Annotated in this window: 14 protein-coding genes and 1 CRISPR repeat array; of the genes, 12 read left to right on the top strand and 2 right to left on the bottom strand. The window is 59.7% G+C overall.

The features are described from left to right. Positions 1-50: 50 nt before the first annotated feature. Both FFV09_RS01760 and FFV09_RS01755 read right to left on the bottom strand, forming a co-directional pair. Positions 51-1,247 carry an alanyl-tRNA editing protein gene (locus tag FFV09_RS01760; protein WP_141446088.1) on the bottom strand — a complete coding sequence of 399 codons (1,197 nt, stop codon included), beginning with the start codon at positions 1,245-1,247 and terminating at the stop codon, positions 51-53. Between the two features lie 166 nt (positions 1,248-1,413). Continuing rightward, positions 1,414-2,547, bottom strand: a complete 1,134-nt coding sequence (locus FFV09_RS01755; RefSeq protein ID WP_141446087.1) for a glycosyltransferase family 2 protein — start codon at positions 2,545-2,547, stop codon at positions 1,414-1,416. A 152-nt stretch (positions 2,548-2,699) separates the two neighbouring features. Between FFV09_RS01755 and FFV09_RS01750 the strand changes: the two genes are divergently transcribed. The 12 genes from FFV09_RS01750 (at position 2,700) to cas7c (ending at position 21,033) form a co-directional block, all read left to right on the top strand. Beyond that, positions 2,700-3,386 carry a response regulator transcription factor gene (locus tag FFV09_RS01750; RefSeq protein WP_141446086.1) on the top strand — a complete coding sequence of 229 codons (687 nt, stop codon included), beginning with the start codon at positions 2,700-2,702 and terminating at the stop codon, positions 3,384-3,386. A 59-nt stretch (positions 3,387-3,445) separates the two neighbouring features. After that, positions 3,446-4,888: a sensor histidine kinase gene (locus FFV09_RS01745; protein ID WP_141450272.1), complete on the top strand. Its 1,443-nt coding sequence runs from the start codon at positions 3,446-3,448 to the stop codon at positions 4,886-4,888. A 301-nt stretch (positions 4,889-5,189) separates the two neighbouring features. Further along, positions 5,190-7,688 (top strand): S-layer homology domain-containing protein, encoded by a 2,499-nt coding sequence (locus FFV09_RS01740; protein ID WP_141446085.1) that lies wholly within the window; start codon positions 5,190-5,192, stop codon positions 7,686-7,688. Positions 7,689-7,776: 88 nt separating this feature from the next. After that, positions 7,777-8,628, top strand: a complete 852-nt coding sequence (locus tag FFV09_RS01735; RefSeq protein ID WP_141446084.1) for a GNAT family N-acetyltransferase — start codon at positions 7,777-7,779, stop codon at positions 8,626-8,628. Between the two features lie 200 nt (positions 8,629-8,828). Further along, positions 8,829-9,998, top strand: coding sequence for an ATP-grasp domain-containing protein (locus FFV09_RS01730; protein WP_141446083.1), 1,170 nt, complete (start codon positions 8,829-8,831; stop codon positions 9,996-9,998). A gap of 75 nt (positions 9,999-10,073) precedes the next feature. Next, a complete protein-coding gene (locus FFV09_RS01725; protein ID WP_141446082.1) occupies positions 10,074-10,826 on the top strand; it encodes an esterase family protein in 753 nt (250 codons plus the stop codon). A 61-nt stretch (positions 10,827-10,887) separates the two neighbouring features. Further along, the gene (locus FFV09_RS01720; RefSeq protein ID WP_170314901.1) at positions 10,888-11,757 is read left to right on the top strand and encodes a DUF4261 domain-containing protein; all 870 of its coding nucleotides are present in this window, start codon (positions 10,888-10,890) and stop codon (positions 11,755-11,757) included. Positions 11,758-11,861: 104 nt separating this feature from the next. Then, a complete protein-coding gene (locus tag FFV09_RS01715) occupies positions 11,862-12,731 on the top strand; it encodes a DUF4261 domain-containing protein (protein ID WP_141446080.1) in 870 nt (289 codons plus the stop codon). A gap of 141 nt (positions 12,732-12,872) precedes the next feature. After that, positions 12,873-14,762: direct repeats of the CRISPR family, unit length 32 nt; unit sequence GTTTCAATCCACGCTCCCGCACGGGGAGCGAC. Between the two features lie 234 nt (positions 14,763-14,996). Then, positions 14,997-17,417 carry a CRISPR-associated helicase Cas3' gene (gene cas3, locus FFV09_RS01710; protein ID WP_141446079.1) on the top strand — a complete coding sequence of 807 codons (2,421 nt, stop codon included), beginning with the start codon at positions 14,997-14,999 and terminating at the stop codon, positions 17,415-17,417. A gap of 30 nt (positions 17,418-17,447) precedes the next feature. After that, positions 17,448-18,119 carry a type I-C CRISPR-associated protein Cas5c gene (cas5c, locus tag FFV09_RS01705; protein WP_141446078.1) on the top strand — a complete coding sequence of 224 codons (672 nt, stop codon included), beginning with the start codon at positions 17,448-17,450 and terminating at the stop codon, positions 18,117-18,119. Beyond that, positions 18,116-20,125, top strand: coding sequence for a type I-C CRISPR-associated protein Cas8c/Csd1 (cas8c, locus tag FFV09_RS01700; RefSeq protein WP_141446077.1), 2,010 nt, complete (start codon positions 18,116-18,118; stop codon positions 20,123-20,125). The genes cas5c and cas8c overlap by 4 nt, the downstream gene beginning before the upstream one ends. Beyond that, complete coding sequence (gene cas7c, locus FFV09_RS01695) at positions 20,122-21,033, top strand: type I-C CRISPR-associated protein Cas7/Csd2 (protein ID WP_141446076.1); 912 nt, start codon at positions 20,122-20,124, stop codon at positions 21,031-21,033. The genes cas8c and cas7c overlap by 4 nt, the downstream gene beginning before the upstream one ends. Positions 21,034-21,062: the final 29 nt, after the last annotated feature.

Genomic DNA, 21,062 nt, shown 5'->3' with positions numbered 1-21,062 from the left:
AAGACGATGGTAGACCATTCAAGTCCGAACCGGTGATCGGACAAGACCGTTCAGGCTCGTTCGCTGCCGGCCAAACGCGACTTGAGCGCTTCATAGAACGCGACCAGTTCCGCTTCCGAGCCGAACGCCGCCTGCGCGGACGTCTCGCTTCCGCCGCCGCGGCCGCCGAACGCCGGCAGCATCTCCTTGAACAGCGCGCCGCAGGAGAAGCCCGCTGCGCCTCCGTGCGAGAGCACAAGCTTGAACTCGTCGGTCGAACCGAGCAGCACCGGCTTCGGCGTCCGCGCAGTCAGCACATGGGCCAGGCTGATCAGGTCTTTGATCGTCCGGCCGTCGAACAGCCGCGCAGCCGCTCCGCCGGTACGCTCCGCTTCTTCGAGCAGCTCGTCCGCCGCGTACGCGTCGAGCTTCAGGCGCAGCGCGTTCCATTCGGCCTGCCTGCGCCGGTCGTCTTCGGCCATCCGGTCCAGCCGCGCGGGCAGCTCTTCCTTCGGCGTGCTCAGCTTGGCGGACAGCGAGCCCAGCACCCGCGTCTGGAGCGTGAATTCGGCCAAAGCCCGGAAGCCGGTTTTGAACACGAGCCGCAGACGGCCTTTTTGCTTCTCGGCCCGCAGCAGCTTGAGCAGGCCCAGCTCGCCGGTACGGGCGACGTGCGTGCCGCCGCAGGCGTTGTATTCGACGTCTTCGATCTCGACGATGCGCACGTCGCCTTCGACGGAAGGCGCTTTGACCAGCGGCAGCTTCGCGGCTTCGCCGGCGCTGACTTCGTAGCTGCTGATCTTCAGATTGCGCATGATGCGCGCGTTGACTTCAAGTTCCAGCGCTTCGAGTTCGGACTCGGTCCATTCGGCGCGGTCCACGTCGATCGTGGCGTACTCTTCGCCGAGGTGGAAGCTGAGCGTAGGGGCGCCCAGCACGTCCAGGGCGGTCGCCGACAGCAGATGCTGGCCGCTGTGCTGCTGCATATGGTCGAAGCGGCGGTCCCAGTCCAGCCGGCACGTCAACGCCTCGCCTTCTTCGCCCGGGAAGGCGTCGACGAGATGCAGCACTTCGCCGTGCTCGGCGATCGTATCCAGCACGCGCGCCGCGCCGATCGAGCCGGTATCGCTCGGCTGTCCGCCGCCTTCCGGATAGAAGGCCGTCTTCTCCAGACGGACATACAGACCGCGCTCGCGTTCGAGGCGTTCAACGATTCGGGACGTCCACTCCCGGGTGTAAGCGGACTCTTCGTACAGTTTGTGCGTCATGGGGTTCTCCTTTTCGTGTCCGGCAAGCAGGGCGGCAGGCGCGTCCGCGCACCGCCGGTGATCCTGCGCCGGAGGGATCTGTCTGCATCGTATCCCATATCGGAGCCGCGGGCAACGGAAGGAGAGAGACGGCCGCGATTTTGCCCGGCGCAAGCTGCCGGAGCCGTTATTTGCCGGGCGGGCGCAGCGGTCTGCCGCCGGTCCGCAGCAGGCGCGCGGCCGGCTTCCGCGCGGGACCGCCCGGCCGTTCGCCCGCGGCACTCGCGGCACCTGCGGCACCCGCTGCATAGGAAGCGTAGAAAGCGGCCGGTTCGGCGTCGGCCGTCAGGCGCCCGCGCAGGTCGGCGGGCGGATACGGCGTTCGCCGCAGGTTGAACGTATCGCGCACGATATAGAGCGGCCGCCCTTTGACTTCGTCGTAGATACGGCCGATATATTCGCCGATCACCCCGAGCATGATCAGCGTGAAACCGTCGAAGATCAGCATGAGGCAGGTCGTCGACGCCCAGCCGCGCATCGTGCTGTCGGTGAACAGCGCCATGCCGATTACGTACAGCATGTACAGAAACCCGACCGCCGACATGAGCGTACCCGCGTATCCGGCCAGTTTGAGCGGCTTGTGCGAGAACGACGTGAGGCCGTCGAGGCAGAGCTTGATCATTTTGCCGAGCGGGTATTTCGTTTCTCCGGCCAGACGTTCGTCGCGTTCGTATTCGATCGACGTCTGCCGGAAGCCGGTCCAGCTCACCAGTCCGCGTACGAACGGGTTGCGTTCGCCGAGCCGGTTCATCTCGTCGCACACTTTGCGGTCGATCAGGCGAAAATCGCCGGTGTCGACCGGAATCGAAATATCGGACGAAGCGCGCAAAATCCGGTAAAACAGAGCGGCCGACGCTTTTTTGAACAGGCTCTCGCCGCTGCGCTTCACGCGCCGGGCGTAGACGACCTCGTAGCCTTCGCGCCATTTGCCCAGCATGTCAGGAATGAGCTCCGGCGGGTCCTGCAGATCGGCGTCGATGATGACGATCGCGTCGCCGGCCGCGTAATCCATACCGGCGGTCACGGCGACCTGATGTCCGAAATTGCGGGAGAAATCGATCAGTTTGACCGATTCGTCCTGCCGGGCCAGTTCGCGCACAACGTCCGGCGAACGGTCGGCGCTTCCGTCGTTGACGAACAGCAGCTCGTGGCGATGCCCGGTCCGGCGCAGCACGTCTGTCAGGCGTCGGTACGTCTCGGCGATGACCGGTTCTTCGTTATACATGGGGATAATGACGGAAATCAGCGGGGATGGATTCATGGAACACGCCTCCTTGTTGAGTCTCATTGTGGGCCGTCGACCTGAAACTCACCTGAGGACCCCCTGAATGTTTGCTGAATGCTCGCCCGATCAGGCATAATGAGCGATAGCAAACATCCGGCGGCAGGCCGGCAAGAACGGAGGAGGTCCTATTGGCGGGCGAAAAAAAAGTCAAAATCCTGTTGGCGGACGACGAGCCGACCATTTTGCAGTTTCTCGATCTGGGGCTGACGGGCGAAGGGTACGAAGTGCGTCTGGCGGCAAACGGAACGGAAGCGCTGCGCGAAGCGGAGCAATTCCGGCCGCATATCGTCATCTTGGATATCATGATGCCGGAGATGAACGGGTTTGACGTGTGCCGCAGGCTCAAGGAGCACGGAGGCAACGTCGCGATCATTATGCTCAGCGCCAAAGACGCGGTGGAAGACCGGGTGACCGGGCTTACGCTCGGCGCGGACGATTACCTGGTCAAGCCGTTCAGCTTCGAAGAACTGCTGGCGCGTATTCAGGCGAGGCTGCGCAACCAGTTTCCGAATCTGCTCGGCGGGGTGGAAATCGGGCCGTTCCGGATCGACGAGCGCCGCGGAGAGATGCTGTACCGGTCCGAAGCGCTGTCGCTGTCGCCGACGGAATACGGGCTGCTCAAATTTCTCGTGCTCAACCACGGCATCGTGCTCAGCAAAACGAAAATTCTCGACAGCGTATGGGGCTACCAGTTCGGCGGCGAGGAAAATATCGTCGAAGTGTATATCCGCTCCCTGCGCGAAAAGCTCGGGGACAAGGAACACCGGCTGATCCGGACGCTGCGCGGCGCGGGTTACCGGATGGATCTGCCGTGAAGCCGGCGGGAGGCCGGGGCGGCAGGCCGTTTCGCAGCACGCTCTACCGGGAGCTGCTTATGCGTTCGCTGTTCGTGCTGGCGGCGCTGCTGCTGCTGATCGGAGCGTTCCAGTATTTCCTTATGCGGGGATTTCTGTATCAAAATCAGGCGGAGACGCTCGAAGCGCAGTTTCGGTCTATCCCGCCGTTCCTGATCGAGGAATGGCGGGGCGGGCAGGCAGCCGGCCCCGGTCCGGGTCCCGGCGCTGCGGCTCCCAAAGGCAACGAAGCGGAGCGCCGTGCGCTGCTGTTCAACGGCTTGTCGCTGGCCGCGATCGATGCCCGGGGGCAGGCGACCGATCTCAACGCGCAGTACGGCACGTCCGCGCCGATCTTGACGCCGGGCCGCTACGAAGCGCTCAGACGCGAAGCGGCCAAGCCGGGCAAAGTCGACTACGTGCTGGCCGGCGACGCTTCCGGCACGGAGCAGCTGCTCGTGCTGCGCCCGGCCGGCGGATTCGGCGCCGGCGGCACGCCGATGCTTCAGATCGGCATGCCTACCGGGCCGCTGACCGCCATCTTGTGGCGGCAGCTGGCGATCTTCGCCGGCTTGTCGATCGTGGCGCTGGCCGGCGGATTCGCTCTGTACCGGCCCGTGCTGCGCCGGTCGCTTGCGCCGCTGTCGCGGATGGTCGGGACGGTCAAGCGTATCGACGCGGGCCGTCTGGACGAGCGCTTTCCGGCGCAGCCGGGGCAGGCGGAGATCGACCGGCTGGCCTCGTCGTTCAACGGGATGCTGGAGCGGTTGGAAGACGCTTTTGCCGCCGAGCGGGAATCGCAGGAGCGGATGCGGCGGTTTATCGCGGACGCTTCGCACGAGCTGCGGACGCCGCTGACGTCTATTCGCGGATTTCTGGAAGTGCTGCTGCGCGGCAGCCGGATCAGCGAGGAGCAGCTGCATGCCGCGCTGCGCAGCATGAGCGGCGAATCGGCGCGCATGAACAAGCTGGTCGAAGACCTGCTGCTGCTCGTCAAGCTGGACCGCGGGCCGGAGCTGACGCTTGCGCCGCTGCGCCCGGCAGAGCTGCTGCGCGAGCTGGAGTATCATCTGCGGATGCTGGCCGGGGAGCGGCACGTCACGCTGGACACGAACGGCGCGGAAGCGGCGACCGTGCCGGGCGATTCGGACAAATTGAAGCAGGTCGTGCTCAATTTGTTCGGCAACGCGGTCCAGCATACCGACCCGCGCGAGGGCGCGATCACCCTCGCGCTGTCCGTTGCCGGCGATCGCGCGCGGATCGAGATCGCCGACAACGGCCCGGGCATTGCGCCGGAGCTGCGGGGCAAAGTGTTCGAGCGCTTCTACCGCGGAGACGAATCGCGGTCGCGCCGCAGCGGGGGAGCCGGGCTCGGCCTGGCGATCTCGCTGTCGATCGCCGAGGCGCACGGAGGAACGATAGAGCTTGCCGGGGGGCCGGGCGGCAGGGGCAGCTCGTTTTGCATGCTGCTGCCGCTTGAGTGAAGGTTTTCCGGCGCCGGATCGGCGTGCCGTCAAGGATTCAGACCGGTATTCCGACCAGCGTTAAGACAAAAAATGTTCGGCCGCGCGCGCTTTCTTGCGGGAAAGTGCATGCGGCCTTTTTGCTGTGTAAAAAGGAGAAAAAACGAACAAAAAAGAGCAAAGAGAATACTAAAGGCGCTTGTGTTACGAAAATTGTCGAATATGTCGAATTTATATTGCTTTTGCCCAAATTTGAACTATTATTAAGTTATTCATATTACAAGCTGCGACCTGTCCGCAGGCGCAATCTAAGGAGCCCTCCATGACAACCGTATCCACGAAATTTTTCTCCGCAAAAGGCGCCACCGTTACGGCTTTGGCCGCTGCCGTGCTGGCGTTCCCTTTCTCCGCGCAAGCTTCCACCCCTTCGGATTTTTCCGCTCAAGCTCCTGCCGTTCAAGCTCCCAATGCTCAAGTTCCTACTACTAAATCCGCTGCCGCTCCCGAAGCTTTGACTCTGCCCGGCACCGATGTGCAGCGTGCCCAGGCAAGAGGCATCCTTACAGGCGACGCGCAGGGCAGCCTGGCCGTAAACCGCGGCTTGACCCGCGCCGAATTCGCCGTGCTGGTCGCGCGTTCGTTCGGACTCGACACGACGTCCAAGCCGTCCGCTTCGTCCTTCAAAGACCTCAAGACTTCTTCGTGGGCTTCTTCGGCAGCCGAAGCGCTGCTGGCCAAAGGCTGGATGACGGGCAGCGGCAGCGCCTTCCTGCCGGACGCTCCGGTCACGCAGGAACAGATGGCCGTCGTGCTCGCCAAAGCGCTGGACCTGTCCGCGACGCCGGTACGCATTCCGGGACTCGGCCTTGCCGAAAGCGACTTGGCCGCGGCAAGTTCGTGGGCCGCTCCGGCGCTGCGCGAATCCGCGGCGGCCGGTCTGCTCGGCGTCTACGCGCAGGGCGTGAAGCCGGGCCAGCAGGTGCTGCGCGGCGAAGCCGCATCGGCCGTGCTCGCCGCTTCGAACCTGCAGCCGCAGACGATCGAAGCCGTGCAGAACGGCATCGTCAAGCTCGGCGGCGTAGCCTACGCCGCCGCGCCGGAACTGTCCGGCCTGTTCTCGGCGGCCAACGCCCCGGCTCTCGCCGGAGCAAGCGCGAAGCTCACGATCGCGAACGGTATCGTAACGCAGGTACGCGGCCTTGAACTGAACGCGGCCGGCCGGGCGGCCGACGCGGGCAAGCCGGAATTCAGCGGCAACCTGACGCTGGACGGCGCCGGCGTCAAAGTTCACGGCGCGGTTACGGTGAACGGCGACTACTTCACGCTGAACAAGCTGGAGATCGGCGGCGATTTCACGATCGGCACCCAAGTGAAGCACGACTTTTCCAGTACGGGACTGATCGTCACGGGCGTCACGAATATCCGCGGCGGCGACGACAATACGGTCGTTTTCCAATCGGCGCGGTTGGGACAGGTCGTGCTGGACAAGACGAACGTTCGGATGGCCGCGCTTGAAGGAACGAAAATGGCGGAGATCAACGTCCGGCAGAACGCTTCGATCGACGGCGATGAGAGTGTCACGATTCCTTCGATCAAGATCGAAAAAACGGCGTCGGCCGTTAACCTCAACGCGACCGTCGATATTTTCGCCGTTCACGAAAACGCGATGCTGTCGATGGGACCGAGAGCCAGCATCCGCGACATCCTGATCCCGCAGCTGGCCAAGCTCTCGGATTTTGTCAAAGACTGGAGCCGGGTCTCCGACAAGTTCCGGCTGATCAACGGATTCGAGGCGTTTGTCCCGGCTGCCTTGCCTTCGGCCCCGCAGCCTTCCGCGGGTAGGACGACGCCTGCGGTCACGCCGCCTGTAGTCACGCCTCCGGTAACCCCGCCCGTGATCACACCACCTGTAGTGACGCCTGTCGATCCCAAAGCCTCTTTGAAAGCGGCGGCCGCGGATGCCGGGCTTGCGCTCAAGGAAGCGTCCGTCGGCGAACAGGTCGGCGCGGATTATCCGAAGCTGAACCACGATGCGCTGTCGCTCTTGTTGGCGCAGGCACAAACGGCGCTTGAGAGCGATACGCTCACGCAGACGCAGCTGAATCAGGCTGCCGACAAGCTGGCGAACGAGACCAAAACGCTGCGCGCTTCCAAAAATTACACCGGCCTTACGAGAAAATTGGCGATTGCCCGTGCGGCTTCTTCGACTCTTGAGATCGGCACGCAGCCGCGTCAGGTCAGCCAAGCCGTATACGAGTCGTTCTACGAAGGGTTGTCCGGATTGGAAAACCAAAACCCCGATCCGTTCGTGATCGAGGGGGACAAGGAACAGCAGCTTACGCAAAGCTTGGTCAAGCTGCAGCAGGTACTCGAAGGAAATCGCTTCGCATGGCGTTTCGAAGAGCTGTCCGCCGCGATTCAGGCAGCGGAAAAAGCGTTGAAAGACCATAGCGACGGCACCGGCGGAATCGGTTTGATCGTAGCGATTGAAGAAGCCAAGAAATATGCCGCTGTCCAACTTCCGGCTCTCCAACAAAAAGTGGACGAATTGAGCCGGAATTTGGTTACCCTCACCGAAACTTATCTCAAGAGCAGCCCGCCGCCAACGCTTCCGCCCGTGATCCTGCCGCCTATGCTGCCGAATATCCCGGGCTTCCCGTTCCCAGGCTTCCCGTTCCCGGGAACGATTCCGGGTACGTTCCCGCTGCCGGGCACAATCCTGCCTCCGGTCACGCAGTCGGCTCTGCCTTCCGCGAACCCGGAGCAGCTGACGTACAATCCGGAGACGGATACGCTCGAATCGGCCAAGTCCGCCGAATAAACGCTTCAAGCGGCTTCTTTGACCGTCTGCTTTGACGCGAACGATACGGATCATCCAGCCGCAGCCCAACCGGAAGGAGCCCAACCCCATGATCGTCATCAAAAAGCTTCCGGCGGAAGCCGGGCAGTTCCGGGATCATCTGCCGGGCCTCAGCGATCGACTGCCGCCCGGAGCGATCGCTTTGACAGCCGAACTGGACGGCTTGTCCGTAGGCACGGCGCTCGTCATCGCGCATCCAAGATCCGGCACGGGCAGTATCAGCGTGCTGCATACGCCCGAGCTGTTTCGCCATTTGGGCATCGGCAGCCGGCTGCTGCTGGAAGCCGAGCGCCAGCTGCTCGATGCCGGCTGCCGCGTCTGCCGGGTCACGCTGACGCTGCGCAAAGACAAACCGGCGCCGGAACTGGATTTTCTGCGCAGCCGGGGCTACGCCAACGAGCAGCTCTTGATTCGCACGTATACGCTTCGCGCGGCGGACCTGCTTGGAGCGGGACGCCTGGATCGGCTGGTTCTGCCGCCCGGCACCGAACTTGCGCCGCTTCTGTCCGCTTCGCCCGAAGAACGGGCGGAACTGGACCACCTTGCGGCGCAGCTTCCGCCGGAACTGCATCCGCTGCCCGAAGAACGGCTGCTGCATCCCGAGTTCAGCACGCTGATGAAGATCGGCGGCCGGATCGCCGGCTGGATCGGCATCCAGCAGCTCGCGTCCAACCTGCTGCTGTTTCGCTCGATGTACGTGCGGCCGGAACATCGCCTGCATGCCAGCGGCATGGCGCTGTTCGCGGAGGTGAACCGCCGGCATCGCCTGCCGGAACGCTTCGCGCACCAGCTGCTCGGCGTTCCGGGCGATAATCCGGCCATGCTTCGCCTGGCCGAGCGCAAACTCTCGCCGCACGCGTCGAGCATCAAATCGACCGTGCGGCTGGAGAAAAGGTTGTAGGGCGGGCTTGATCGGACACGGAGGCGAATGCCTGCCGAGGGGTTCGCGCATCCCCATGCAAGGTCGGCTCTCGGGCCGACGAATTCGCCGCCGGGCTTCTGCCGGCGGCGTTTTACATAGCAGATCAGAGATCGGTAAATTGACGAAACACCCTCAGACTGATAAATTAGGTACAATCTTGCGATGGAGGCGGTCCGGCTATGAATTTTGTGTTTTTCTCTCCTCATTTCCCTGCCAGCAGCGGCGAGTTCGCGATTCGGCTGCATGAGGAAGGCGCGACGGTGCTCGGCATCGGCGACGCGCCGTACGACAGTCTGTCTCCGCGGCTTCAGGCGGCGCTCACGGAATATTACCGCGTCGAACAGATGGAGAACGAAGACGAGACGCTGCGCGCGACGGGGTATTTTACCCATAAATACGGCAGAATCGATCGCTTCGAATCGTTGAACGAATACTGGTTGGAGAGCGACGCGCGCATGCGCACCGACTTTAATATCGATGGCACCAAAGCCGATTTTATCGACAACCTCAAGCACAAATCGAAAATGAAAGACTTTTTCCGCCAAAGCGGCGTCGACACGGTGCGGTTTCTCAAAAATCCGAACCGGGACAGTGCAGCGGCGTTTATCGCGGAGAACGGCTTCCCGGTCGTCGTCAAGCCGGATCTGGGATCGGGTGCCAGCCATACGTACAAGTTGAGCGATCAGGCAGAGCTGGATTATTTCTTCCATACGTCGCCGGCGGATACCGAATTTATTATGGAAGAGTTTATCGACGGCATCATTCTCACGTATGACGGCCTGATCGACCATGACGGCATCGTGCGGTTTCACGCCAGCCACCGCTTCGAGCAGAGCATCATGAAAGTGGTGAGCGACGACGACCATCTGCGCTATTTCTGCCTCAAGGACGTCGATGCGGAAGTGGAGCGGGCGGGACGCAGCATTCTGGACGCTTTCGGGATCCGGGAACGCTTTTTCCATATTGAACTGTTCAAATCGCACAAAGACGGCCGTCTGATCGCGCTCGAAGTGAATATGCGTCCTCCGGGTGCCTGGATGACGGATTCGATCAATTATGCCTACGAGGTCGACGTGTATACGAAGTGGGCGAATATGGTCGTGCACGGCGGCAGCGGCGAGCCTCCGGCCGGGCATTATTATACGGGTTACGCGAGCCGCAAAGACCGCAAGCATTACGTGCGCAGCCATGAAGATCTTCAACATGAACTGGGCGACGCTCTGGTGCGCTACGACGAGATTGACGAGATCTTCAGCCGTGCGAGCGGCAACCGGGCTTACCAGTTCCGGGCGGATTCGCTGGACGGCGTGCGGCGGATCGCGGATCTGATTCAGGAAGAGTGGACGTAAGAGCCGAGCAGGCTTGGCGGGAAGCAAAGAGCCGGGCAGTTGGGCCAAACAGGACAAGAGGCGGAGGGCAAGGCGATGGTCACTGTGCAGTATCGGAAACAATACAGTCCGGCGCTCGGCCGAGATATGGAATACAAAGTGTACGGCGACCGGGGAAAACCGATGCTGGTGTTCCCGACGTCGCTCGGACGCTTTTATCAATATGAAGATTCCGGCATGATCGAGGAGCTGGCTCCGTGGATCGACGCGGGCAAGCTTCAGGTCTGGGCCTGCGACACGCTGGACGAAGAGACGTTTTTCTCGGCGCATTGGGACATTCAGGCCCGAATCGGCCGGCACGAACAGTACAACGGCTATATCATGCACGAACTCGTTCCGGGCATTTTGCACGAAAGTGCGCACAACAACGGCGGCGACGCGCAGAAAATACTGATCAGCGGCTGTTCGATGGGCGCTTATTACAGCGGGAATTTCTTTTTCCGGTATCCGGAGTCGTTCGATACGCTGCTTGCGCTGAGCGGGGTGTATTCGGTCAACCATTTCTTCGGCGATTACCGCGACGGAGCCGTCTATTTCAACTCGCCGCTCGACTATCTGCCGGGCCTCGTCGACGAGAGTCTGCTGGGCCAGTACCGCGACAGAACCATTCTGATCTGCTGCGGGCAGGGCGCGTGGGAAGACGAAATGCGGGAAGAGACGGCGCGGCTCGGCGAAGTGCTGTACAATAAAGGGATTCCCGCGCGCGTGGACTTCTGGGGATACGATTCGGAGCACGACTGGCTGTGGTGGCGCCGGCAGATCCGGTATTATATGAGCGAATTGATGTGAACGGATGTGCATGGATGCAGCCGACCAAATAAGCAGTACGGCATCGAGAGGGGCTGGCATCATGAATGAATTTGTTAAAAAAGACAAGGAACAAGGCTGGCAAAGCGGACATTCCGCCGTTCCGGGATTTTTGCCCGACGGCACCCTGCGCACGTTGACGAGTCGTCTGCTGCTGCGAAAAGCGGACGACAGTCTGGGCGCTTTTTCCGGTTTCGCCGAAGCGATGCTCGCCGAATGGCAGATCGAAACGCACGCGGCGGTGGCAGGCGGAGAACTGGTCTTCAAGCATGAAGGCATGACCGTGCGCTGCCGCTATGTGCCGGATGTGGTGCCGAATCGGCGGATCGAACACGATTTTGCGGAAAATCCGTATCTGGGGCAAGCCCAGGCGGACATCGAACGTTATGCGGCGTATATCGAAGTGTCCGTAAGCGGCGCTGCCGACGGGATTCGCGGGCATATGCTGCTGACGCAAACGGTCGCGGCGCTGCTCGATACGCCCGGCGCGCTGGCGATTCATAACGATCCGAAGCTGTTTACCGTAAAAAGCTACCGCATTACCGTGAAGCAGCTCAAAAAAGGCCGGCTTCCGGCTACGCTGTGGGGATTTATTCGCGTGCAGCGCGACGAGAACGGCGTCGTCGGCGGCCACACATTCGGACTGCCGGACTTCGGCATGCCCGAACTGGAAGTGACGGATACGCTCGTGCCGGTCGGCGAAACGTACGAGATGATGATGGCCGCGCTGTTCCATATTTTCGAGCACGACGTCCGGTTCTCGGGCGGCGAAAAGATCAGTTTCCGGCGCAACCCGTCTTCCATGTCGGCGTATTCCCCGGAAGCGGAAGCCGCCGGCATGAGTACGCTGCGGCTGGTGCGTTCGCCCGGCGTGCAGGTGGCGGGCGAATCGCTGAAGATCGAAGGCTTTTGACACACCAAGCACCATGGACGGCTTATGGACGACAGCATGAAGTTCGGCGGACATTTGGATAAGGCGTGCATCCGCAGCCGGAACACAGAGAGGAGCCGACAACGATGAGTTTTTTCACCAAGTGGTTTAAAAAAGAAAAAAGCGGCGAAGAAGAAACGGAGCGCGGCGTTCGCGACCCTTCGGGCGGGTACCGCGAAGTGTACGCAGGCGAGCGCAGCTGGACCGCCGTGCCGGAACACCGGCCGGATACCCGGGCGCTGAGCCGCCACGTGCTGCTGCGTACGGCCCAGCCGCCCGCGTTCAGCGGCGTGCTGCAAATGCTGCGCGTGCAGGGCATCGAAGCGGAAGGCGGCCTGCACGAAGGGCGGTTTATCGCGCACTACCGCGGCATGACCGTGACGGCGGAATATCTCCCCGCTCCGCTGCCGGATGGCGAGGTCGAGGAGAACGGCAAGTACAACCGGCTGTGGCCGGAAGCGGAGCAGGAAGTGTCCGGCTACGCCGCGCAGCTGCTCGTGGAGCTGCGCAACGCGGGCAACGGGCTGAGCGGCCACCGCTTCCTGACGCAGGCCGTCGCGGCGCTGCTGGCGAGCGAACCGAACGCGATTGCCGTCTATTCCGCGCCGCTGCTCGTCAGCCGGGCGGATTACCTGGCGAGCACCGAGCTGCTCAAGGAAAACGAGCTGCCGGTGAACCTGTGGGTATTCGTCGGCCTGTACGGCAGCGAGGGAGGCGGAGCGGCGTACACGCACGGCATGGCAGACTTCGGCTCCGAAGAGTTCGAGATGCTCGACTCGCGCCGCTCCGGCAACGAGATCTTCGAGCTGACGTTCTCGGTCGTGCATTACGCCGTCGCGCGCAATATCCGCTTCCAGGGCGGCGAAGAAGTCTCCTTCGGCGAACAGTCTTTCCGCCTGAACCGCTCCGCCGGAGCGGCCCTGCAGGGGATGACGGTGAAGATTGAGGAAGCTTAAGGAGTTAGGCGCAGCGGTTTGCTACTGCGGGAAGGTATAAAAAAAGGCGCAAACGGAGGAATGGCCGTTTGCGTCTTTTTTTGTTGGAGAGGGGTGTGGGGGGGTGTATTTCTGCAAGGCGAAAGGCGGCAAGATGGTCGAGTTTTAATCTACGCTCTCGGGCGGGGAGCGACAAAGGCTTAAAGGCATAGGTTTCCGGTTCTCGCGTTTCAATCCACGCTCCCGCACGGGGAGCGACGAATTGACGTGTACATAATGAGAAGTCGTTAGCGGTTTCAATCCACGCTCCCGCATGGGGAGCGACACAGACGGCGCAACAAGCGGAGCAGCTCCAAGCGGAGTTTCAATCCACGCTCCCGCATGGGGAGCGACCACGCCGCGGGGCCGTTTCTTTTTACACCTATAGAGTTTCAATCCACGCTCCCGCATGGGGAGCGACGGTGGGACGATTTTTTGGGAGACGTCGAGCCCTTCTTTCAATCCACGCTCCCGCATGGGGAGCGACACAGCAGATCCATAATCGCTTGTTCGTTGACCAGGTTTCAATCCACGCTCCCGCACGGGGAGCGACCGCTGTGGAGGGCGGAGAGGCCGTGCAGCGTGCCAGTTTCAATCCACGCTCCCGCACGGGGAGCGACCAACGCGATGGAGCAGGTCAAGCGCTTGGAGCTGTTTCAATCCACGCTCCCGCACAGGGAGCGACTCTTGCTCGACGATCGCTCGCTCTCCGCTTACCGTGTTTCAATCCACGCTCCCGCACGGGGAGCGACGCGGCAGCGGTTCGAAGACTTGCTTTCTGACATGGTTTCAATCCACGCTCCCGCACGGGGAGCGACCTTAACCCCCATAAAGTACCGGTCATCAACGTACATGTTTCAATCCACGCTCCCGCACGGGGAGCGACAGACGCAGCCGCTGCTGTTTCCAGTAAGTATTGTAGTTTCAATCCACGCTCCCGCACGGGGAGCGACGAACATATATTCAGTACATCGTTATTATATGCAAGTTTCAATCCACGCTCCCGCACGGGGAGCGACCGCAACAAACGCAGCAGATGCAACAGACGGCGCAAGTTTCAATCCACGCTCCCGCACGGGGAGCGACCCCGGTTGTACAAGGTCATCACGCTGGATGAGCGAGTTTCAATCCACGCTCCCGCACGGGGAGCGACAAGTCTTGATAGCGTCGGCCCAAATGCCAGAAAACGTTTCAATCCACGCTCCCGCACGGGGAGCGACGATGACATGTTTACGAGCAGTCGCCCTATGGTGGAGTTTCAATCCACGCTCCCGCACGGGGAGCGACCGTTCAACCTGACCGCTAAACACGCGACCGAGACGTTTCAATCCACGCTCCCGCACGGGGAGCGACCATTCCAAGCTTCCGAAGCATCCCGCACATCCACGTTTCAATCCACGCTCCCGCACGGGGAGCGACGAAGCATCTGCCCATCTTGGTAGCGTGGCTTCGGTTTCAATCCACGCTCCCGCACGGGGAGCGACCGCAGCGAGCAGTTCGTCGACTTCATCGGAACGGTTTCAATCCACGCTCCCGCACGGGGAGCGACAATCAACGTTTACTTGGATCAGCGGCTGGAGACTGTTTCAATCCACGCTCCCGCACGGGGAGCGACCCATCACATCGCCGCCAGTTTTTGCGGCTTTTCTCGTTTCAATCCACGCTCCCGCACGGGGAGCGACCGGATCAAATGTATGCTTACGCATCGGGTACTTGGTTTCAATCCACGCTCCCGCACGGGGAGCGACTCGGCTTCTTGGCTTTTTTCTCTTTTTTCTTTTTCGTTTCAATCCACGCTCCCGCACGGGGAGCGACACTATCGAGATCGCTGTACGTGATACTCATGTCGGTTTCAATCCACGCTCCCGCACGGGGAGCGACGAATGCGAGCAACAAGAAGAATTCGTAGAGATAAGTTTCAATCCACGCTCCCGCACGGGGAGCGACTGACAGCCACAATCTATGCAGCTCCCGATCAGACGTTTCAATCCACGCTCCCGCACGGGGAGCGACTGCACCCACTCCGAGACCTTACCCCGCAAGGGGTTTCGGCCTCAAAAGTGCGAACCTCAAAATCAGCCTAACGAAAAGCGGACAAAAATACAAGCGAAAAGGCTGCAGCCCTTATCGCGTAAGGGGTGCGAACCTCCCGGGAATAGCATGGGAGCTTCAGGTTCGCATGTTTGAGATAAAAACAAGCAAACGTATATAAAATAAATTAATCTCTTTGAAGGATATTTATGGATAATGCCGAATTTAATTAAGCAAGCATCCAGAATAGCCTCGAACTCATTCAAAGGAGAACAAGCCTTGCCCTATTACGCGCATACGAAGCAGAGGGAAGACAAGTCGATCGGTCCGGAATCAACGTGGCAGCTGCTCCGGACTCATTTAACCGAGGTTGAAAGGTTGGCAGGCGACATGGCCAAGCCTTTCGGAGCCGAACAGTGGGCGAAGGCTGCGGGACGTCTGCACGATCTGGGCAAATACTCGGAGGCTTTTCAGCACAGACTCAAAGGTTCGACCCAAAAGGTCGATCACGCGACCGCCGGAGCGCTTGCGCTTGTACAGCACTGGTCAAGCACCGGTTCAGAGCAAGCGGCTGCGCGTTTGCTCGCTTACGTCATTGCCGGACATCATTCGGGTCTGCCGGACTACGGAACGTCGGAAGCGGACCACAACGCCTGTTTGCGTAAAAGACTTTCCCAAAATCAACAGTTGGAAGATTACAGCGCTTTTCGTGCAGAGATCGTTGTCCCGCAGGCGCCGCAAACTTTTCCGATCAAGCCCGGACCCGCGCCCGGGTTCCAGCTTTCTTTTTTTACCCGAATGTTGTTCTCGTGTCTGGTCGATGCCGATTCGCTCAATACCGAAGCTTTCTCCGATCCGTCGCGCCACGGTTTGCGCAAGCGCGAAGAAGAAGCAGAGGAGAGGATGGCCAAGCTGTGGAAGCGGCTAAGGCAGCGTTTTTACGATTACCGTGCCGCCAAATTCCGTGCCCCGCGTGGCGATATCGACCGCTGGAGAACGGAGATTTTCGAAGAAACGATGCATCGCGCGGCCGATCCTCTGGGATTATTCAGCCTTACCCTGCCTACGGGCAGCGGCAAAACGCAGGTCTCGCTCGGCTTCGCGCTGGAACATGCGGTCAGGCACGGGCTTCGCCGGATTCTCTACGTGATTCCTTACACCTCGATCATCGAACAAAATGCCCAAGAGTTTCGGGATATTCTCGGCGACGAGCACGTATTGGAACATCACTCCAATTTTCAGCATAGCCTGCACGATCACGGAACGGAAGCTTTTGAGACGACGGAACGGCAGAAGCTGGCTGAAGAAAATTGGGAACTGCCGCTGGTCGTGACGACGAACGTGCAATTTTTCGAATCGCTGTTCGCGTCGCGGCGTTCTCCTTCGCGCAAGCTGCATAATATCGCCGGAAGTATCATTGTGCTCGACGAAGCCCAGATGATGAACGGCGGATTTTTCCGACCGTGCCTGTATGCGCTGGATGAACTCGTCCGTAATTACGGCTGCTCGGTGCTTTTTTGTACGGCGACCCAGCCGCCGGCGGCCAAGCTGATCCCTCATGCCGTCATTCGGGAAACGGTAGCCGATCCGCAGCGCCGGTATGAACAGTTCGAGCGTGTGGAAGTTCGGTTCGAAGGGCGGATGGAATGGGCAGACTTGGCGGAACAGGTCGCGGCAGCCGGAGGGCAAGCGCTTTGTATCGTCAATACGCGGGGCAATGCGCGGGAATTGCACGCTACACTGGCAAACCGTTATGAAGAAGACGAGTTATATCATCTGAGCGCGCGCATGTGTCCCAAGCATCGACGCGACATTCTGGACACGGTCAAGCAGCGGCTTCGGGACGGACTTGCTTGCGTGCTGGTCAGTACGCAGTTGATCGAGGCCGGCGTCGATATCGACTTTCCGGTCGTCTATCGGGAGTTGGCCGGTCTCGATTCGATCGCGCAGGCAGCGGGACGCTGCAACCGCAACGGACGTTTGGAACAGAACGGGCAGCGCTGTCTGGGACAGGTGCATGTATTCGAGACGGAGAAAGGACTGCCGGAAGGCTGGATGAGCCGTACCGGCGAAGTTGCACGCGATCTGCTCGTCAAGTTCGGGGGAAGCGGCCAAAGTCCATTGTCGATTGAAGCGGTGCAGGCCTATTTCTCACAGCTCTTTTTTTACGGACATAACGAAACGATCGACCAGAACGATACGGAAGGCATTTTGCCGATGCTGGAAGAAGGCGCCAGAAAGATGTCTTTTCCTTTCAAGGAGGTCGGCCATAAATTCCGCTTGATCGATTCGTCGATGAAGACGCTGCTGATCCCGTATGTGGATGACCAAGAACGGGCGGCTGCGTTGGAACGTGGAGAAGATCCCGACGATCTTTCCTATTCAGGCACAGCCAGAAGATGGCTCGATCAGTTGAGAAATGAACCTTACTCGATCCGTCCTATCATGCGTGCGCTGCAGCCTTATACCGTTCAACTGTATCCGTACGAATTTGAGGAGTGTCACCGGGCCGGCGAATTGGACGAAGTAAGGGAAGGGATCTTCGCGCTTGCCAGACCGAACGCCTGGTACGAAGCAAAAACGGGAATTAAGCCTTATTCGCAGGAGAGTGCAACCAAGGAACTATGGATTGTGTAAGCAGGCAGCAGGGAAAGGAGAAACCTCGTCATGGGATATGGAATCAAGCTGCATGTGTGGGGAGATCGGGCATGCTTCACGCGTCCGGAGATGAAGGCGGAACGCGTAAGTTACGACGTAATGACGCCTTCGGCGGCACGCGGCATTTTGGAAGCCATTCACTGGAAGCCGGCTATACGCTGGGTGATTGATCGCATTCACGTGCTGAACGAAATTTCTTTCGATTCGGTGCGGCGCAACGAGGTAGAAGGGAAAATTTCGGCTGCGCAGGTCAAATCGGCGATGAACGGGCGGCACGTCGCATTGAATCAAGCGTCGTCGGAAGAGCGGCAGCAGCGCATGACCGTTATGCTGCGCGACGTGGCCTACGTCATTGAAGCCCATTTCGAAATGACGGACAGCGCCGGCGCGACAGACAACCCGGAGAAGCACTACAGTATCTTTTCGAGACGGGCACGCATCGGGCAGTACTACCATCAGCCTTATTTCGGATGCCGGGAATTCCCCGTGAACTTCGAACTGATTGAAGAAAATGACGTGCTGCCAAGTTCGGTGTACCGGGATGCAGTCGAACGAGATTTGCAGTGGATGCTGTGGGATCTGGAGTACGGATCCGAGATTTCACCGAAATTTTTCCGGGCCGTGATGCGCGAAGGCGTGATTGAGGTGCCGGATCTGCACAACCGGGAGGTGCGTTCATGATCGTGCAATCGCTCTATGAACGGTACGAACAACTGCTGCAGGACAAAAATTCGGGAATGTCCAAGCCGGGATACAGTTCCGACAAAGTTTCTTTTGTCTTGGAAATCGATGAAGACGGCGAAGTGCGAAAAATCGTCGATATTCGTGTGCAGCAGGGGAAAAAGGTCGTACCGCTGCGTATGAAGGTGCCGGAACACCCGGTGCGTACAAGCGGAATCAAGCCTTTTTTTCTGTCGGACAAAGCGGAATACGTACTCGGCATTCGGGCGGACAAGACGAACGGAATCGAAGTTTCGCCCGCTAAATATGCCAGCAGCGCCGATTTGCATAAACGGTTGTTGAATGCTTCGCATGAACCGGAAGCGCGCGCGATCGTTGCTTTTTATGAAAAGTGGAACCCGCAGGCGATGATTCTTCCCGATTCGGCGCTGCACGCCGAACTGCTGCGAATCGTCGGTACGACCGACAATAATCTCGTTTTCCAGTTGGCGGGCGCAGAGCGGTATATACACGAAAGTCCCGAAGTGCTGCGCGAGTGGGATTCGGCGATTGCGCAGGCGGAAGCCGGCAGCGAGGCGATCCTTGGTAATTGCCTGGTTACGGGACTTGAGAATCAACCGATCGCCAAAGTACACAAAGTAAACATCAAAGGGGTCCTTAACGCGCAGTCGTCGGGAGCGAGCATCGTGTCTTTTAACTTTGCGTCGCTGGAGTCTTACGGGAAAAAGCAAAGCTATAACGCTCCGTTCAGCGAAGCCGCCTCTGTCGGTTATGCCAAAGCGCTCAATCATCTGATTTTGTCCGAACGCAATCGCCTGCGCCGGATGGGCGATATGACGGTCGTCTTCTGGGCACAGCGTCTTCCGGGCGAAGCCGAAGCAGAATGGGACTTGCAAGAAGGGCTGTTCGGAGCGTTCTTCGACGGACCATTCGGTGCCTCTTCGGCCGGCAGCGAACAGGTTCGGCCGGAATCCGATCATTCGGCAGAAAGTGCAGCTGAAATGGAGGAGCCGCCCGCAGAGCCGATCGAAGCTTCTGTAGGCGAAGAAAATCGGGAACTGACTCGCCAAATCGAAGATTTGCTCGGGCGTGTAAAAAATGCGGATACGGTAACTGCCGACATGCTGCCTGCCAAAGACGCTTCGTTTTACGTGCTTGGCCTGTCCGGCAACAATGCTCGGCTGGCGGTACGCTTTTTCTGGCAGAGTTCGTTCGAAGAATTATTTCAAAAGTTAAGTCTGTATGCGTCAGATATGGCCATGGGACGTCCGGGCAATCATCGGGCCGATCTGCCGACGTTATTCAACATCATGCTTCAGACGGTACGGCAGACGGGCGATCTATCCAAAATGCGGCAAAACATTTCGGGCTCCATGGAAAGCGAGTGGTTCCGGGCGATGTTGGGCGGCGGATTGCTGCCCTACTCCGTATTCTCTGCGGTTGTGAACCGCGCCCGCATCGACGGACAGATGTCCCCTTACGGCGAACAGGGGCGAAGTGCCTGGATCCGGGCTTCCGTCATCAAAGCCTATCTGGTCCGTTACGCGCGTATTCATCAACAAAACGAATTCAAGGAGGCCTTGACGCCTATGTTAAATGAAGAAGCTCAATCGGTGGCCTACCGGCTCGGCAGATTGTTCGCCGTCCTGGAACGGGCGCAAACGGATGCGGCCGGCGGTCCCGGTCGCCTGAATGCGACAATCAAGGATCGTTACTTCGGCTCGGCTTCGGCGACTCCCGCTGCGGTATTTCCGATTCTGCTTCGCCTTGCGCAGCATCACATGGCCAAAGCCGAGTACGGGCGTTTCCGCGATCGGGATATTGCCGGCATTTTGCAAGGGGTAGATGCTTTTCCGAATCATCTGGATCTCAAGCAGCAGGGGTTGTTCATGCTGGGCTATTATCATCAAACGGCTTATCGGGCTCCGGCCAAAACTGAAGAGACGTCCGCGCCAACGGTTGAATCCGAAGCGTCGGCGACAATCGAAACGGAGGCAGCGAAATGACGGATATCCAAGTAGAAGGACAAGAACGGCAAACCGAGGACAGCCCGATTCCGACGATTAACAGACATGAGTTCACGATCTTTTTCGATGTGACGAACGGCAACCCGAACGGAGACCCGGATATGGGCAACATGCCGCGCATCGATCCGGAGACCGGGCACGGGATCGTGACGGACGTCTGCCTGAAGCGAAAAGTACGGAACTATGTCGAGCTTACGCGGGAACAGGGCGAAGGCCACCGCATCTACGTGACCGAAGGAGCGGTACTGAACGAACAGCATCGCAAAGCGTATCGCAGTCTGCGCGAAGAAGACGTCGACAAGTTGAAAGAGCTCAAACCGAAAGACCGTGCGGAAGCGGCGCTGCTCACCCATTGGATGTGCGACAACTTTTACGATGTCCGCGCCTTCGGCGCCGTCATGACGACCAAAGTCAACTGCGGCCAGGTACGCGGACCGATCCAGTTCACGTTTGCGCGCAGCATCGACCCGATCTTCTCGCAAGAGACGACCATTACCCGCCAGGCGGTTACCCAGGAAGGCGCGGAGAAAGAACGGGAGATGGGACGCAAACATATCGTGCCTTACGCGCTCTATCGGATGGACGGTTACGTCTCCGGACATTTGGCGGAGAAAACGCATTTTGGTCCGGAAGATCTGGAACTGCTGTGGGAATCCGTCATCAATATGTTCGAGCATGATCGTTCCGCGTCCAGAGGGCAGATGGCGCTGCGCAAATTGATCGTGTTCGAACATGCTTCGAAGCTTGGCAATGCGCCGGCACATCGTTTGTTCGAGCGTATTTCGGCTAGAAAGATCGTCGACGCTCCCGCTCGTACTTATGCGGATTACGAAATTATCGTGAACGGAGACCAGCTGCCCCAAGGCGTAACCCTCAGCGAACGATGAGCAAGCTGCCGCTTTATGCCGACGACGAA

The organism is Saccharibacillus brassicae, assembly GCF_006542275.1.
In the GTDB taxonomy this organism is placed as follows: Bacteria; Bacillota; Bacilli; order Paenibacillales; family Paenibacillaceae; genus Saccharibacillus; species Saccharibacillus brassicae.
Note: the sequence above shows the minus strand (reverse complement) of the source record. Positions and strands in the feature narration are given on the sequence as shown.

Excerpts from the sequence above, each read along its gene's own strand:
- FFV09_RS01715 (WP_141446080.1), top strand. The coding sequence starts at position 11,862 with ATGAGTTTTTTCACCAAGTGGTTTAAAAAAGAAAAAAGCGGCGAAGAA.
- FFV09_RS01755 (WP_141446087.1), bottom strand. The coding sequence starts at position 2,547 with ATGAATCCATCCCCGCTGATTTCCGTCATTATCCCCATGTATAACGAA.
- FFV09_RS01730 (WP_141446083.1), top strand. The coding sequence starts at position 8,829 with ATGAATTTTGTGTTTTTCTCTCCTCATTTCCCTGCCAGCAGCGGCGAG.
- cas8c (WP_141446077.1), top strand. The coding sequence starts at position 18,116 with ATGATCGTGCAATCGCTCTATGAACGGTACGAACAACTGCTGCAGGAC.
- FFV09_RS01725 (WP_141446082.1), top strand. The coding sequence starts at position 10,074 with ATGGTCACTGTGCAGTATCGGAAACAATACAGTCCGGCGCTCGGCCGA.
- cas3 (WP_141446079.1), top strand. The coding sequence starts at position 14,997 with ATGCCGAATTTAATTAAGCAAGCATCCAGAATAGCCTCGAACTCATTC.
- FFV09_RS01735 (WP_141446084.1), top strand. The coding sequence starts at position 7,777 with ATGATCGTCATCAAAAAGCTTCCGGCGGAAGCCGGGCAGTTCCGGGAT.
- FFV09_RS01740 (WP_141446085.1), top strand. The coding sequence starts at position 5,190 with ATGACAACCGTATCCACGAAATTTTTCTCCGCAAAAGGCGCCACCGTT.
- FFV09_RS01760 (WP_141446088.1), bottom strand. The coding sequence starts at position 1,247 with ATGACGCACAAACTGTACGAAGAGTCCGCTTACACCCGGGAGTGGACG.
- cas5c (WP_141446078.1), top strand. The coding sequence starts at position 17,448 with ATGGGATATGGAATCAAGCTGCATGTGTGGGGAGATCGGGCATGCTTC.
- FFV09_RS01720 (WP_170314901.1), top strand. The coding sequence starts at position 10,888 with ATGAATGAATTTGTTAAAAAAGACAAGGAACAAGGCTGGCAAAGCGGA.
- FFV09_RS01745 (WP_141450272.1), top strand. The coding sequence starts at position 3,446 with ATGCGTTCGCTGTTCGTGCTGGCGGCGCTGCTGCTGCTGATCGGAGCG.
- cas7c (WP_141446076.1), top strand. The coding sequence starts at position 20,122 with ATGACGGATATCCAAGTAGAAGGACAAGAACGGCAAACCGAGGACAGC.